Annotated in this window: 9 protein-coding genes; 5 read left to right on the top strand and 4 right to left on the bottom strand. The window is 71.6% G+C overall.

Annotation, left to right across the window (positions count from 1 at the left end):
• Positions 1–56: 56 nt before the first annotated feature.
• A complete protein-coding gene (locus AC1DZA_RS09595; protein ID WP_476760930.1) occupies positions 57–1646 on the bottom strand; it encodes a glycoside hydrolase family 68 protein in 1590 nt (529 codons plus the stop codon).
• Between the two features lie 719 nt (positions 1647–2365).
• On the opposite strand from AC1DZA_RS09595, the gene AC1DZA_RS09590 reads away from it, so the two are divergent.
• Positions 2366–4027 (top strand): glycoside hydrolase family 32 protein, encoded by a 1662-nt coding sequence (locus AC1DZA_RS09590; protein WP_476772564.1) that lies wholly within the window; start codon positions 2366–2368, stop codon positions 4025–4027.
• A 35-nt stretch (positions 4028–4062) separates the two neighbouring features.
• Here the strand turns inward: AC1DZA_RS09590 and AC1DZA_RS09585 are convergent, their stop codons facing one another.
• Positions 4063–5184: a LacI family DNA-binding transcriptional regulator gene (locus tag AC1DZA_RS09585; RefSeq protein WP_476772563.1), complete on the bottom strand. Its 1122-nt coding sequence runs from the start codon at positions 5182–5184 to the stop codon at positions 4063–4065.
• An 83-nt stretch (positions 5185–5267) separates the two neighbouring features.
• Here AC1DZA_RS09585 and AC1DZA_RS09580 point away from each other — a divergent pair, with 83 nt between their 5' ends.
• Positions 5268–7928: a DUF4062 domain-containing protein gene (locus tag AC1DZA_RS09580; protein ID WP_476772562.1), complete on the top strand. Its 2661-nt coding sequence runs from the start codon at positions 5268–5270 to the stop codon at positions 7926–7928.
• 44 nt (positions 7929–7972) lie between these two features.
• A complete protein-coding gene (locus AC1DZA_RS09575) occupies positions 7973–9100 on the top strand; it encodes a DUF998 domain-containing protein (RefSeq protein WP_476772561.1) in 1128 nt (375 codons plus the stop codon).
• Positions 9101–9160: 60 nt separating this feature from the next.
• Here the strand turns inward: AC1DZA_RS09575 and AC1DZA_RS09570 are convergent, their stop codons facing one another.
• Together AC1DZA_RS09570 and AC1DZA_RS09565 are read right to left on the bottom strand one after the other, a co-directional pair.
• Entirely contained in the window at positions 9161–10525 is a 1365-nt protein-coding gene (locus AC1DZA_RS09570) for a threonine/serine exporter family protein (protein ID WP_476772560.1), read from the bottom strand.
• Positions 10526–10533: 8 nt separating this feature from the next.
• Positions 10534–12093, bottom strand: coding sequence for an SLC13 family permease (locus tag AC1DZA_RS09565; RefSeq protein ID WP_476772559.1), 1560 nt, complete (start codon positions 12091–12093; stop codon positions 10534–10536).
• Between the two features lie 126 nt (positions 12094–12219).
• Between AC1DZA_RS09565 and AC1DZA_RS09560 the strand changes: the two genes are divergently transcribed.
• Positions 12220–13944 carry an MFS transporter gene (locus tag AC1DZA_RS09560; RefSeq protein ID WP_476772558.1) on the top strand — a complete coding sequence of 575 codons (1725 nt, stop codon included), beginning with the start codon at positions 12220–12222 and terminating at the stop codon, positions 13942–13944.
• Entirely contained in the window at positions 13941–15458 is a 1518-nt protein-coding gene (locus AC1DZA_RS09555) for a leucyl aminopeptidase (protein WP_476772557.1), read from the top strand. Before AC1DZA_RS09560 ends, AC1DZA_RS09555 begins: the two co-directional genes overlap by 4 nt.
• Positions 15459–15511 lie beyond the last annotated feature (53 nt).

Genomic DNA, 15511 nt, shown 5'->3' with positions numbered 1-15511 from the left:
TCGGCCCCGGGGCATCCGTCGATCTCGCGCTGATCGGGTGACCAGCGCAGCTCGGCCTACTTCAGCTTGCCGCCGGAGTTGACGTTCAGGTTCGCCGGGATGTCGGCCCAGCCGCCGAGCCCGCCGTTGCCGTAGGAGTAGTCGACGCTGGTGGTGTCGCCGTGGATGTCCATCTTCACGGTCGGGGCGAGGGTGCCGCCGCGCACGAAGTCGTCGTGCGTGCCGATCGTGTCGATGAACGACTGCACCAGGCCGCCGGGCATCACGTAGTGCGAGTACGCCTGGAAGTGGCCGGGGTGCTGGTTGTAGTCGGGGGCGAAGGGCTGGCCGCCGGCGAAGTTCAGGTTCGTCGGGTTGCCGAGCGCGAGGCCCGAGCCGCCGTTGAGCGGCTGGAAGTCGCTGCGAATGCCGTCGCCGACGAAGCCGTAGACGCCCTCGGGTCCGTCGATGCCGTTCGCGAACGTGCCGCGGTGGCTGATCGTGAACAGGTAGGACTTGCCGTCCTTGAACACGAACTGGGGACGCTCGGTCTGGTCGGTGACGCAGTTGGCCGAGAGGATCGGGGGCAGGAACTCCCATTCGGTGAGGTCGTCGTTCTTGGCCTTCGCGAGCCCGATGTTGCCGATCTGGTAGGTCGCGCCCGAGGCGTTCACCTGGTCGACGTCCTCCGCGTACGGGTCGCCCTCGCGGTAGCCGAGGTCCTCGGCGTCGCAGCTCGCGGACTCGCGCGGCATGGCCGAGTTGCCCTCGAAGACCATGTAGGTCTCACCGGGGTGCGCGGGGTCCTCGAACGTGAACGGGTCGCGGAAATTGAAGAACTCGTTCTGCTCGCCGTTCTGGTAGTAGGTGCCGTCGGCCTCGAGCAGGTCGGTCACGGAGTCGAAGCCCGTGAATCGCACGCCCTGCTTGTTGGCGTGCACCGTGCCCACGCTGAGCGCGATGTGCGGGTCGTACGGCTTGATGTTGTTGCCAGCGGCGTCACGGTAGAACGCGACATCCGTGAAGAACAGGTTGATCTTGCCGCCCTTGTCGATTCGGGCGGAGCCCGACCACTGGGTCTGGTGGCTGTACGACTGGTCGTCGAAGATCTTCCCGGTCACGCCCTCCTTGAAGACGAGGCCGCCGTAGGTCCAGCCGCCGTTCTCGGGGCGCTCATCGGCGGGAACGCCCGCGGGCCGGAAGAAGTAGCCGATCTTGGCGAAGACGTGCCGGTCGTCGAAGCCGAGGCTGCGGTCGGCCACGAGCGAGAAGATGATCTCCTGGCCGTTCACGCTGTACTGGTTGCCGTCCTTGTCGGTCAGCGGCCAGGTGTCCCACACCCAGACCTCGCCGTTCGACATGTCGGGGAAGTCCTGCGGCACGGTCGGCATGGTGAGTGCGGCCGGCATGGAGTTCTCACGCGAGGGCGCCTCGGGGTCCGAGAGCCGTGCGAGCTGCCGGGCGTCGGCGCGGGTCCACTTCGAGGTGAAGTCGGACTCGGGCGCGAACGCCTCCTGCGTGTGCGCCGTGGGCTCGGGGCCGGGCTGCAGGTCGTCGGGTGCCGCGACGGCCCCCGCCGTGCCGGTGAAGAGGGTGGCGAGCACGGCACCGGCCGTGATCATCCCTCCGATGAGTGGGCGCCTCGTGCGCCGGGTGGGTGTCGACATGTCTGTCGCCTTCCTGTTCCAGGGTGGTGGGTGGTGGTGCCGCCGGGCGGCGGCGATGGCGGGCGGATGCCGCGTGCGGGCGTGCCACAGTCGCGCATCCGTCCGGTCCGAGCCGTCGGGCGTCAGCCGAGCGGTCGGGAGTCGAGGTGCGACCGGGTGGCTCGCCTGAGCGCGCCAGGTCGGATGGCGTGACCGCGCCGGTCATGGGTGCGCGGTGCAGCGTGTGTCGTGTTCACGTTCTTCGCTTTCGTGATGACCGCCGGCTGGTGCCTGGCCGGTCGTCGAGAACGTGGCGTTCGTGCTTCCCCCGAACAGCAAGCTATGGGTGGCTGACAACGTTGTCAAGTCGGCGCCGAGCACTAAATGATCGGTGCGTTCGCATGGAAATTCCCCGATCAGCAGGCTGACAGGCATGGTCGCGCTTCCACGGGACGGATCCACCCGTCAGAAATTGCAAATCGATTTGCAAACCCGTACCGTGGCCCCTGATTCCTCGAGTGGCGCTTGCGCTCCTCCCACCGAACACCGCTGCGAAGGCGCATCGCCGATCCGACCGGAACGCCCTCGCAGGCGCAGTGGCCGATCGTGCGATGCGCGAACCACGACGGAGGATCATGAACCGAACACCACGACCCGGCTCACCGCCGGGCGCGAAGACACCCGCGCCGCGAAGCGGCCCGGCACATCCGCGACCGTGGCGTCGTCGACCCCGCACCTGGGTGACCGCCACCACCGTGGCGATCGCCGCGGTCATCGCCACGGTGCTGGCCGTCGTGCTCGTGCCCGGCCCGGGCAGTGCGCCGACGGCGTCCTCGAACGCGAAGCCCGAGGCATCCGACCGCCCCGACGGCGACCGCGACTTCACGCGGCCCGACGGCTGGTCGACCTATCGACCGGCCGTGCACCTCACGCCCGCCGAGCGGTGGATGAACGACCCGCAGCGCCCCTTCTGGCTCGACGGACGCTGGCACTACTACTACCTCTACAACGCCGACTACCCCGAGGGGAACGGCACCGAGTGGTACCACGCGACCTCGACCGACCTCGTGCACTGGCGCGAGGAGGGCGTCGCGATCGAGAAGTACGCGAACGGGCTCGGCGACATCGAGACCGGCAGCGCCGTGGTCGACACCGACGGCACCGCGGGCTTCGGCCGGGGCGCGGTCATCGCGATCATGACCCAGCAGGCCGACGGCGTGCAGCGGCAGTCGCTCTTCGTCTCGACCGACGGCGGCTTCCGATTCGAGCCGTTCGACGGCAATCCCGTGATGGACAATCCGGGCAGCGAGCACTGGCGGGATCCCAAGATCGTCTGGGACGACGAACGACGCGAGTGGCTGATGGTGCTCGCCGAGGGTCACAAGATCGGCTTCTACACGTCACCCGATCTCACGGACTGGACCTACCGCTCCGCCTTCGAGCGCGACGACCTCGGCATCCTCGAGTGCCCCGACCTGTTCCGGATGTCGCTCGACGGCGATCCGGCGAGGACCACCTGGGTGCTCGCGGCCGGCGTGAACGGCGCCGAGCACGGCAAGACCACGGGCACCGCGTACTGGACGGGCGCGTGGGACGGCGAACGGTTCACCACGGATGCCGCCGAGCCGGCGTGGCTCGACCACGGCGCCGACTTCTACGCCGCCGTCACGTGGGACGACCCGCGCCGGTCCGAGTCCGACCGCCTCGCGTCGCGCTACGCGATCGGCTGGCTCAACAACTGGGCATACGCCGGCGACCTGCCGACCGAGGACTGGCACGGCGGTGCCGACTCGCTCGTGCGGGAGCTCGCGCTGCGGACCGTGGACGGACGGCCGACGCTGGTCTCGAGCCCGGTCGCGGGCCTCGAGTCGCTCGAGGGCGAGGCCCGGGAGCGCACCGGCCTGCGGGTGACGGATGCCGCCGTACTGCGTCCGGCCGCCGACCTCGACCCCGCCGACTCGGCCGAGCTCCCCCAGCCGCGGTCGGATGCCTACCGCCTGCGCGTGGAGGTCGCTCCCGACCCCGACGACCCGGCATCGGAGGTGCGGTTCCGCGTGAAGGAGGGCGACGGGTCGTTCGCCGCGGTCGGCGTCGACTTCGCCTCGGGGACGGCATTCGTCGCGCGCGACGCGGATGCCGCCGCGGCCTCCATGCCCGACGCCTACCGCGCGGTGCGCTCGGCACCCGCCCCCCTGCGCGACGGCGTGGTGACCCTCGACGTGATCGTCGACGCGTCCTCGGTGGAGGTCTTCGTGAACGGCGGCGAGGCGACGCTCTCGAGCCTCGTGTTCGGGGCGCCCGGCGCGAACGGCCTCTCGGTCGAGTCCGTCGACGGCACGACCGAGCTGCGCTCCCTGCGGTTGACGCCGCTGGCCGTCGCACCCGTCGACCGGCACGGCTGAGCTGGGCGGACCTCTTCCGCCACCTGGCAGGGTCTTCAGCCTGCGGCGGGCGGCGGCGGCGCGACCGAGCCGCGCTCGACGAGCTCGCATGCGAGCAGCACCGGCTCCGCGGCATCCGTCGCCGCACCGCCGTCGATGCCAGGGCTGCCGTCGATCCGGTCGAGCAGCGTCGTCATGCCCCAGCGCCCCATCTCGCGGTGCGGGAGCGCGATCGTCGTGAGCCCGGGCTCGAGCGCCGCCGCGACGATGTCGAGGTCGTCGACGCCCACGATCGAGCAGTCCCGGGGCACGTCGAGGCCGAGGGCGGATGCCGCCTGGTACACGCCCATCGCCATCTGGTCGTTGAAGCAGAACACGGCGGTGGGGCGCTCGGCGGCCGGGCGGTCGAGGAGCCGGCGACCGGCGAGGCGCCCGCCCGCAGCATCCGAGGCGGCCCGTTCGACGGCACCGCGCGAGCCGGCGGAACCCGCGAGCCCGGCGGATCCCGCGAGCCCGGCGGCATCGAGCGCAGCCCGGAACCCGGCCTCTCGGCCACGGCTCGCCGGTGCGTCATCCGTCGTCGTGGCGAAGCCGATGCGGCGATGACCGGCAGCCACCAGGTGGGCCACCGCCGTCGCGGCGATCCCCTCCTCGTCGGGCGCGATCGCGGGCACGCGCCACCCGCCGGCGGGCACCCCGTCGACGAGCACGGCGGGCGTCGCCCGGAGCGCCGCCGGGCGCGCGACCTCCTGATGCGACATCCGCGCCAGCACGATGCCGTCGACGCGATGGTCGAGGAGCGCCCGCAGCTGCGCCTCCTCCAAGCCGGGATCGCCCTCGGAGTCGACGACCATCAGCACGACATCGCGCTCCCGGGCCGCCTCCTGGGCGCCCTGCACGATGCGTCCGGCGAAGGGCGTCGTCGCGATCCGGTCACTCGCGAGCCCGATGACGCCCGTGCGTCGCATCCGCAGCCCGCTCGCGAGCCGGTTCGGCGTGTAGCCCAGCTCGGCGGCCGCCCGTACGACCCGCTCGCGCGTCGCGGCGCCGACCGACCGGGTGCCGCTCAGCGCGTGCGAGACCGTCGTCGGCGAGACGCCGGCGAGCGCGGCCACCGCGCGGATGCTCGGGCGGAGTGCCGCGGCATCCGCCCGCTCCTCCCCCGGTGCCGGCGCCATGGTCACCGAGCCTACGCGCGACGACCGCGCGACCCCCGATCGGGCACTGGACGATCGGCTCGGGCGCGCGGACAATGGGCTCCATGGGGCATCCGACGATGCACCCGGCGGTCGAGGGCGCGATCACGATCGACGCCTCCGCACCCCGCGTCATCCGTACACCCGACCAGCTCCTCCGCGTCTTCGTGAGTTCCACGCTCAGGGAGCTCCGACCGGAGCGGGTCGCCGCCCGGACCGCGATCGAGCGGCTGCATCTCGCGCCCGTCATGTTCGAGCTCGGCGCACGGCCGCATCCGCCGCGGGAGGTATACCGGTCGTACCTCGAGCAGAGCGACGTGTTCGTCGGCATCTACTGGCGTGAGTACGGCTGGATCGCCCCCGGCGAGGACCTCTCCGGGCTCGAGGACGAGTACCGGCTCGTGCCGCCCGACATGCCGAAGCTCATCTACGTCAAGCAGGCGCCCGACCGGGAGGAGCGGCTGTCGAGCCTCCTCGCCGAGGTCCGCGACGACGGCACGACCTCGTACAAGTCGTTCTCGACCGCGGAGGAACTGGCCGACCTCGTCGAGGGCGACCTCGCCGTGCTGCTCGCCGAGCGCTTCGATGCCTCACGGGCACGGCTCGCGCCGCTCACCTCGAACGACGCTGCCACGGCGGGCGCCGCCGACGACGCGGCCGAGCACCTGCCGATGCCGCCCGAGGAGGTGCTCGGGCGCGAACAGGACCTCGCCGTCCTGCTCGACTGGGTGGGCGGCGACGATCCGCGGCGCCTGGTCACCCTCGTCGGCCCGGGCGGCATCGGCAAGACCCGGCTCGCGATCGAGGCCGCGCGGCTCGCCCGCGACCGGTTCGACCGGGTCACGTTCGTGGCGCTTGAGCACGTGCGCGACGCGGGCGGGGTGCTCGCCGCCGTCGCCAGGGCGCTCGGCGTGCGCGACGACGGCGACGCGCCCGTGCTGGAGCGACTCGCCCTCGCCCGCAACAGCCGCCACGACGTCATCGTGCTCGACAACTTCGAGCAGGTCATCGCCGCCGCCGCCGACGTGGCCGCGCTCATCGCCGAACTGCCCGACGCGACGGTCATGGTCACGAGCAGGGCCAGGTTGCGCCTCCACGGCGAGCAGGTGTACGACGTGGAGCCGCTCTCGCTCCCGCAGGACCCGGGCGGGGCGTCGCTCGCCGAGATCGCCGACTCCGCCGCCGTGCGGCTGTTCCTCGACCGCGCGCACGCCGCCGACCGGCGGTTCGACCTCACCGTCGACAACGCCGAGGACGTCGCCCGCATCTGCCGCGCGCTCGACGGCGTGCCGCTCGCGCTCGAACTCGCGGCAGCCTGCATCCGCGTGCTCACCCCGGCCGCGATGATCGCCAAGCTCGACGGCATGCTCTCCCTGCTGGCGACCTCCGACCGAGACATGCCAGAACGCCAGCGCACCATGCGGGCGACCATCGAGTGGAGCATTGACCTACTGGGCGACGAGGCGCGGGCCCTCTTCGTTCGCCTCGGCGTGTTCGCGGGCGACTTCAGCCTCGATGCCGTCGAGGCGGCCTGCGGCGGCGAGCCGTGGGCGAACGACCTGTCAGGGACGCTCCTCGAACTCGTCGACAGCAGCCTGCTGCGCCAGCACGTCGTCGCCGACATGCCCTTCTTCTCCATGCTCGTGCCGGTGCGCGAGCTCGCCGCTGTGCGATTCATCCGTGAGCCGGATGCCCCCGCGGTGCGCCGCGCGCATGCCGACTTCTACGTGCGCCTCGCCGCCGAGCTGGAGCCGCTGCTCCGTGGGGCGACGCAGCAGGCGACCGTCGAGCGGCTCGAAGCGGAGCGCGACAACATCCGCACGGGCTACCGGCACCTGATCGCCATCGGCGAGGTCGACACGGTCGCCGACGCGGTGTGGCGGCTGCTCCTGTACTGGTGGATCCGCAACCTCCTGCCCACGGCCAAGGCGTGGATGGACAGCCTCCTGGAGTCCGGGGTGCCGATCGCCGACCGCAGCAGGGCCATCGCCATCACCTTCTCGTCGTGGGTGTCGCTGTCGCATCCGGGCACCGAGGTCGATCGCGAGCCCCTCGTCGCGGCCGCGGCGCTGTTCCACGACGCCGGCGACCGATTCGGCGAGGGCGCGGCGCTCACCGTGCAGGGCATCGCGTGCGCCACCGCGGCCACCCCCGACCTCGATCACGCCGAGGAGCTGCAGCGTCGGGCCTTCGACCTGGTCACCGCCCATGACGACGCGACGTTCGACGCCCTCTTCCGCGGGCAGCTCGGCAGTATCGAGCTGCTGCGCGGTCACGCCCGGGAGTCGCTGGAGATCTTCGACGAGGTCATCGCCGACGCCGTGCGCCTCGGCGACCACTTCGTCGAGATGATCGAGCTCACCAACGCCGGGTGGGCGCGGCTCGCCCTCGGCGAACCGCACCCCGAGCTCTTCGCGCGGCACCTCGAGCTCACCCTGCAGCTCGGGAACGAGGAGGGGATGGGCCACGCGCTCGAGGGCCTGGCGGCCTGCGCGATCGCCGTTGACGACATCGAGCGCGCGGGACTCCTGCTTGGGGCCGTCGACACGCTGCGCACCCGCATCGGCCGAGTCGACCAGCGGACCTACCCCACCTCGGGACCCATGGTCGGGCGGGTGCTCGCTTCCGACCGCGCCGACGAGTTCGAGGCGGCACGACAGCGCGGTCGCGGGATGTCGCGGCGCGCCGCGCTGCGGTTGGCCCTCGGAGCACGCGACGACACGTGATCGGGGACTGCTTCGAGCCGACTCGCCGGGCGTACGATCCAGCCATGACCGCACACGCCGTAGTGGAGACGCCCGCCGAGGCGCCAGCCCCACGCCGCCTCGCCGTGGAATCCGAGGCCCTGCTCGCCGGCGCCCTCGCCGCCGGGCTGACCGGCATCATCGCCGCCTTCCTGTTCGCCGGCGGCGTGTGGCCGCTGTGGGGCGGGTACTCGGTCGGCGTCGTCGCGGCGATCGCCGTGCTGCTCGTCGGGCTCGTCGCCGGCGCCGCAGGCTACTGGCGTTCGCGCAACCTGCCCGGCCAGGAGTGGCGGCACCGCCTGAAGCCGTGGAAGTTCTCAGTCGACGTCGGCACGGTCGCAGCGGTGCACGGCATCATCGGGTTCATCCTCACGATGGTCGTCTTCGTGATGCTGCAGCGCAGCTTCGAGGGCCTCGTCGTCGACGTGTGGACGTCGATCGGCGCGGTCGCCGTGGCCTCCGGACTCGGCGGCTACTGGATCTACCTCTCGGTCTCGTCGATCACGACGCCGAAGCTCGCGATGCTGCTCATCGTGTTCATGGCGAGCGCGACCCTCGCGAGCATGGCGACCGCGCAGGACCCGCAATGGTGGGAGTACCACTTCAGCCAGCTCGGCACGGCCGACGACTTCTCGAGCTCGCTGTTCAACCTGGCGCTCATCATCGGCGGCGCGTTCGTCACGACGTTCGCGCTCTACGTGGACCGCGACCTCACGACCCTGGTGCAGCAAGGGGTGCTCGAACGCGCCTCTGCGCCCCGCGTGGTCTCGGTCGTGTTCATCTTCATGGGCGTGCTCCTCGCGGGCGTCGGCCTCGTGCCGGTGAACGTGAGCACGCCGATCCACAACTTCTGCGCGGTCGGCATGTCGATCTCCTTCCTCGCCCTGCTCGTGGGAGCACCGTGGATCCTCCGGGGCATGCCGCGCCGATTCTTCGTGTTCTGCTGGGGCGCCATCGCACTGCTGCTCGCCTCGGCGGTGCTGTTCGAGCCGCTCGGCTACTACAACCTCACGGCGTTCGAGCTGGCGGCGTTCTCGATCATCTTCGGCTGGATCTCGGTGTTCATCCGGTTCGTCAGCGCGCTCACGACCACGGGCGGGGCGGATGCCGCGGGCACGGGCGGCCCCGCGGCATCCGGCGTCGCCGACGCCTGATCGGCTGGTGGCCTGATCGGCTGGTCGCCTGATCGGCCGGTCGCGTGATCGGCCGGTCGCTCAGAGCACCGGTCGCTCCATGCGGTTGGACACGACCGACCCGGCAAGCACCCCCAGCGCGATCGCCACCATCGTCGACAGGGTCGCCACGATCGAGTTCAGCCCGTTCGTGTCGCCGGTGAGCAGGTCGGTCACGCCGACGAGTCCGAGCGCTCCCGGCACGAGGAGCCAGAACGCCGGCATGAAGCTCACGAGCGCCGCGGGTCCTCGCGGCTGTTGTGCGACCAGGGCCGTGACCGGCACCACGACGAGCGCGCCGACGAACGCCGAGAGCACCCCGCCGACGAGGGCGGCACCGAGCACCTGGGCGGCGTACGCCATGGCGAGCACGAGGAGCATCCACAGGATCGATCGACGCGGCACGCACTGGTGCACGGCGATGCCGACCCCGAAGAGGACCACCGCGATCCAGGGCGCCGCAGGTCCGAGCGCCTCGGGGTTCTCGGTGAAGTCGAAGTCGGGCACTCCGGCGATCGCCCCCGCCGTGACGATGCCGGCGGCCAGGAGCACCAGCTGCCAACCGCCCGCCGCGAGACGCCCTGCACCCGAGATCATCTGCCCCATCGAGAGTTCGAGCGCCGCGGTGGTCAGCAGCACGCCGGGCAGCAGCACCACCAGCGGCGCGATGAGCGCGGCCAGGATCCCGGAGCCCAGCCCCGCCCGCAGCAGCAGGAACACGGCGAGCGCGACGACGAACGCCATCCCGACGGTGAGCAGCGCCCCATATCCGCTGGGCAGGCGCTCGGCGACGAGCAGGACGGTGCCGACGATGACGCCGAGTCCGGCCGACAGGGCCACGCCGGTCCAGGACGATCCGAGCAGCACGGCGAGGGCGCCGCAGAGCACCACGTAGCCGATGACCCGCAGCACCCGGCCGTACGGCGGAGCCATCGCCCGGATGTCCCGAACGTGCCGGATCGTCGACTCGGGGTCGAGCACGCCCTTCCGTGCCGCGTCGACGGTGCGCTGCAGCTCGTCGACCTGCGCGAGCAGCAGGCGTCGCTCGCCGCTCGTGATCGCTCCGGTGCGATGATGGCCCTCGCCTCGCGCGGAGACGAGCAGGGCCGTCGGGAACACGAGCACCTGGCTCGACGGGAGCCCGTTGACCCTGGCGATGTCCTCGAGGGCGCGTCGCACGGTGGTGCCCGAGAAGCCGGCATCGATCATCGCGTCGCCGACCGCCTCCGTCGCTGCGAGCGTGGCGGCGGAGTCGGGCTCGCGGTCTGGCATCACCGGCATCGAGCCCGTCGTGACCGCCGACTCCGCGGTCGCTTCGACGCCGCGCCGCCGTCCGCGCAGCGCCACCAGGATGACGATGCCGGCGAGCAACACGGCACCGGCGACGAGGAGTGAGACGTCGACCATGATCCCCCTCAGAACGGCCAGACGAGCGGCACGTAGAACACGGCCACGAGCAGGAAGAGCAGCAGCAACGGGAGCCCGAGCTTCCAGTAGTCGCCGAACCGGTAGCCGCCCGGCTCGAGCACCATCGTGTTCGCCGGGGTGGCCACGGGTGTGAGGAACGACGCCGCACCCGACACCGTCAGCGCCATCATGAACGGCAGCACCGAGACGTCGAGGTCGGCCGCGAGCACCGCCGCGATCGGCACCATGATCAGCACGGTCGCCGTGTTCGAGATGAGCTGGCCGAGCACCATGGTGAGCACGCACAGCGCCGCGAGCGCGAGATACGGCGACGCGTCGCCGATGACCCCGAGCAGGCCTCCGGCGATGACCTCGGCGGTGCCCGTCGTGATGAACGCCGTCGACAGCGGGATCATCCCCGCGACGAGCACGACCGTGGTCCACGAGACGCTGCGGTAGGCCTGGGTCGGCGTCACCACTCGAGTGAGCACCAAGGCGGATGCCGCGGCGAGTCCGGCGATCGCCGCCGGAACGATGCCCGTGGCGAGCAGCACCACCATCGCGGCGAGGATCACGATCGCGCGCTTCGCGCCCACCCCGAGCGGCACCGAGCGCCGCACCCGCGCCGGATCGTCGACGACGAGCACGTCGGGCCCGGCCGTGTTGCGCTGCAGCTCCTCCCACCCGCCGCTGAGCAGCAGCGTGTCGCCCGCCCGCAGCGTCGTGTCGGTGCCGGTCAGGTCCTCGCCGCCGCGCTGCACGGCGAGCACGACGAGGTCGCCGCTCGGCGTCGCCATGCCCGCGAACAGGTGCAGGCCGATGAGCTCCGAGCGGGGCGCGACGACCACCTCGGTCACGCCGCGGCGCACGCCGATGAGCTCGGTGCCCTCCGGCAGCGCGTACTGCTCGCGCAGGGTCCGCGCGTGGGCGCTCACGTCCTGCGGGAGCGTCGTCGCCGCGCGCTCGGGCAGCAGCCGCCGGCCGAAGAGCGCCACGATCAGCAGCGTGCCGACGACGAGCGGGACGCCGACCAGCCCGAACTCGAAGAACCCGAACGGGCGAGCCCCGGCATCCGCTGCCGCCTCGCTCACGATGATGTTCACCGGCGTGCCCGTGAGCGCCAGCAGCGAGCCGGCGTGCGCCGAGAACGCGAGCGGCATGAGCATCTGCGACGGGGCGAGGCCCGCGCGTGTGGCGACCACGACGACCACGGGGATGAGCGCCGCGACCGCGCCGTTCACGCTGATCAGCGCCGTGACGCCCGCGACGAGGAGGCACACCACGAGCAGCAGCCGGGTGCGCTTCGTTCCCGCCCGCCCGATCACCTGGCGGCCGGCCCACGCCGTGACCCCCGTCGAATCGAGCGACTCGCTCACGATGAAGAGCGTCGCGATGAACACCACCGTGGGGTCGCCGAAGCCGGCGAGCGCCTGCCCGAGGTCGAGGATCCCGGTGAGCCAGAGCGCCACGGCCACGCCGATCGCGACGATGCCTAGCGGCACCCGGTTCGACATGAACGCCACGATGGCGAGCGCGAGGATGACCAGCGTGGTCGCCACGGGATCCATTCGCTCAGACTAGCCACCGGCTCGCCGGGAGGCCCTCAACCGATCGATGGCTACCTCCGCGCCGACCTTCGGCGTTACTGTCGGATCAGGAGCCGGCACGGCCCGGCGGTGGACCTGGGGGGCAGCATGGCCGCAAGTACGACCGCGTCGGCGAGTCGGGTACCGAGCTCGGACGCCGTGAAGGCATCGTGGCTGCCGCTCATCGTGGTGGTGCTCACCCAGATCCAGGCGTCGTTCGCGGTGAACGCGCTGACCGTGTCGATGGCCGGCATCACGACCGACCTCGACACGCCCGCCACCTCGGTCGGCACGGCGATCACCGCGGGCACGTTCGCGATGGCGGCGTTCATCCTGCTCGGCGCGAAGATCGGCTCCCGCTTCGGCAGCCGCGGCGTGTTCCAGATCGCCGTCGCGATCCACGGGCTCGCGATGCTGGGCGTGGCACTGAGCGTGAGCCCCGCGATGCTCTTCATCGCGCAGGCGTCGTCGGGTGCCGTGATCGCGCTCATCGCCCCCGCCCTCGTGGTCTTCATCGCGACGAACTACCACGGGCGGCAGCAGGCCAGGGCGATCGGATTCCTCGCCGCGGCCATTCCCGCGGCCGGAGTGCTCGCCCTCCTCCTCGCCGGCTGGTTCGCGACCACGATCGGCTGGCGCTGGTCGTTCGCGCTCATGGTCGCCCTCGCCGCGATCAACCTGCTGCTCAGCTTCCGCCTGAAGAGGGTCCCCGCCCAGCCCGGACTCACCATCGACTGGACGGGCGCGATCCTCGCCGCCATCGGCATCATCCTGCTCAGTTTCGCGTTCAGCGGGCTCGCCACGTGGGGCCTCTGGCTGGCGACGCCCCAGGCGCCCTTCGACGTGCTCGGACTGTCGCCCGCGCCGCTGCTCATCATCGCGGGGCTCATCGTCGGGCAGGCGTTCTTCGCCTGGCTCCGCCGTCGCGGGCGCGAGGACAAGCCGCGCATCTTCGACCTCCGGGTGCTCGCCACCGGCTCGGAGCGCGCCGTCACGGCGTGCATGGCGACGATGCTCTTCGTCGGCACGGCCGCGAACTTCCTCATCCCGCTCTACATCCAGGTGGTGCAGGGCCGGTCGAGCCTCGAGACGTCGTTCTCGATCATCCCCTACACCCTGTCGATCTTCCTGGCCTCGACGTTCGTCGCCTACCTCTACGACCGGTACACCCCGCGCGTGCTCGCGACCGCCGGGTTCGTCGTCGTGGCATCCGCGCTCACCTTGCTCGCCTTCACCGTGCGAGGCGAATGGAGCCAGGGCTTCGTGGTCGCCGGGCTCATCCTGCTCGGCCTCGGGCAGGGCGCGATCGTCGCCCTCGTGTTCAACACGCTGCTCTCGGCGGCGCCCCGGCAACTCGCCGGCGACGTCGGCGCCTGGCGCGGGCTCGTGCACAACCTCTCGGGCAGCGTCGGCATCGCCGTCGCCAGCGCGTTCGCCGTGGGCATGCTCTCGGCACTGCTGCTCTCGGGCGCTCAGGAGCACCCCGAGATCTCCGACGAGCTCATCGCGCAGGTGAACATCAACGAGGCGAACTTCCTCACGAACGAGCAGCTCGCCGACGTGCTCGGCAGCCGTGCCAGCGGACCCGAGCTCGACGCTGCGATCGCCGTGAACGCCCAGGCGCGGCTCGAGGCGCTGAAGATCTCGCTGCTGGGCCTCGCCGCGATCTCGCTGCTCGCGATCGTCCCCGCGACCCGCATGCCGGGGCGGCGGCGCGGCGACCTGCCCGAGAAGCTCGAACCCGACGATGACGACGACATCGACGACGTGGTCGACGACGAGTTCGAACCCGCCCTCGACCCAGCACTCGACCAGAAGGAGACGCACGCGTGACGCGCAATCCGGTCAAGCTCATCCCCGCCGACTTCTCGGCCACCCCGTCGCTCGATGCCGTGCCAGAGGTGGCCGTGGTCGCCGAGCTCGGCGAGCAGCACGTCGACGCCATCGGCGTGCTCGTGACGAGCGACGGCACGCTGCCCGAGGGCATCGACCTCGACCGCGAGGCGCAGTCCTTCGCCGGGTTCGACGCGAAGCCCGGCACCACGCTGGCGCTGCCGCATGCGAGCCGCCCGCTCATCGTGCTCGTGGGCGCGGGGCCGACGGGCGAGCTCGATCTCGCCGGCCTCCGCAACGCGGCGGCGGCCTTCGCTCGCGCCACCTCCCGGTTCGGCCGCATCGCGCTGCGCGTGCCGTCGATCGGCTCGGCGGATGCCGCGGACGCCGCTCAGGCGCTCGCGGAGGGCGCGATCCTCGCGCGCTACCGATACCGCGAGCTGCAGCGGAAGCCCAAGGACTCGCCGCTCGAGCGCGTCGAGTTGCTGCTCGACGGGGCCGACCGCGCCGCGGCATCCGCCGGCGCCGGGCACGGCGTCGTCACCGCCCGCGCCGCGAACATCTCCCGCGACCTCGCGAACACGCCACCCGGGCACCTCACCGCCACCGACATCGCCGACGTCGCGGTCGCACTCGGTGCGCGCTTCGGCTTCGCGGTCGAGGTGTTCGACCGCCAGCAGCTCATCGACCTCGGCTGCGGCGGTCTCCTCGGCGTGAACTCGGGCAGCGCGGAGGAGCCGCGCATGGTCAAGCTGCGCTACACGCCTCCTGGGAACTCGAGTGGACACCTCGGCCTCGTCGGCAAGGGCATCATGTACGACTCCGGCGGCATCAGCCTGAAGCCCTCCGACCCGATGCACCTGCTCATGAAGATGGACATGGGCGGTGCGGCATCCGTGCTCGCGGCGTTCACCGCGCTGCGCGCGCTCGACGCGACGGCGACGGTCACCGGCTGGCTGATGTGCACCGACAACATGCCGTCGGGCTCGGCCTACAAGCTCGGCGACGTGCTCACCGCGCGCGGCGGCACCACCGTCGAGGTGAAGAACACCGACGCCGAGGGCCGGCTCGTGATGATGGACGCGCTCGCGCTCGCGAACGAGGACGGCGTCGACGCGATCATCGACATCGCCACGCTCACCGGGGCGGCGCTCATGGCCCTCGGCCCGTCGCTCGCCGCCGTCATCGGCAATGACCCCACCACCATCGGACTCGTGAAGGCCGCGGCGGCCGCGGCCGACGAACCGGTGTGGGAACTGCCGCTCGAGCGCAAGTACCGCAAGCAGCTCGACTCCGACGTCGCCGACCTCTCGAATCTCGGCGGCCCCTACGCCGGCGCGACCACCGCGGCGCTGTTCCTGGCCGAGTTCGTCGGCGAGACGCCGTGGGCGCACCTCGACATCGCGGGCACCATGCAGTCGGATGCCGACGACTCCTGGCGCTCGAAGGGCGCCACCGGCTACGGCGCCCGCCTGCTCATCGACGTGGCGCGGCGCTTCCAGCCGGCGAAGTAGCGGGGCCGGAGCGCCGCGTCGTCGGGCCACCCCACCCGCCGAAGTGACGCAAA

The organism is Agromyces sp. P2_B3, assembly GCF_056404815.1.
The sequence above is the reverse complement of the archived record's forward strand: the minus strand, read 5'-3'. Positions and strand labels throughout refer to the sequence as shown.

Excerpts from the sequence above, each read along its gene's own strand:
- AC1DZA_RS09585 (WP_476772563.1), bottom strand. The coding sequence starts at position 5,184 with ATGGCGCCGGCACCGGGGGAGGAGCGGGCGGATGCCGCGGCACTCCGC.
- AC1DZA_RS09565 (WP_476772559.1), bottom strand. The coding sequence starts at position 12,093 with ATGGATCCCGTGGCGACCACGCTGGTCATCCTCGCGCTCGCCATCGTG.
- AC1DZA_RS09580 (WP_476772562.1), top strand. The coding sequence starts at position 5,268 with ATGGGGCATCCGACGATGCACCCGGCGGTCGAGGGCGCGATCACGATC.
- AC1DZA_RS09560 (WP_476772558.1), top strand. The coding sequence starts at position 12,220 with ATGGCCGCAAGTACGACCGCGTCGGCGAGTCGGGTACCGAGCTCGGAC.
- AC1DZA_RS09595 (WP_476760930.1), bottom strand. The coding sequence starts at position 1,646 with ATGTCGACACCCACCCGGCGCACGAGGCGCCCACTCATCGGAGGGATG.
- AC1DZA_RS09575 (WP_476772561.1), top strand. The coding sequence starts at position 7,973 with ATGACCGCACACGCCGTAGTGGAGACGCCCGCCGAGGCGCCAGCCCCA.
- AC1DZA_RS09570 (WP_476772560.1), bottom strand. The coding sequence starts at position 10,525 with ATGGTCGACGTCTCACTCCTCGTCGCCGGTGCCGTGTTGCTCGCCGGC.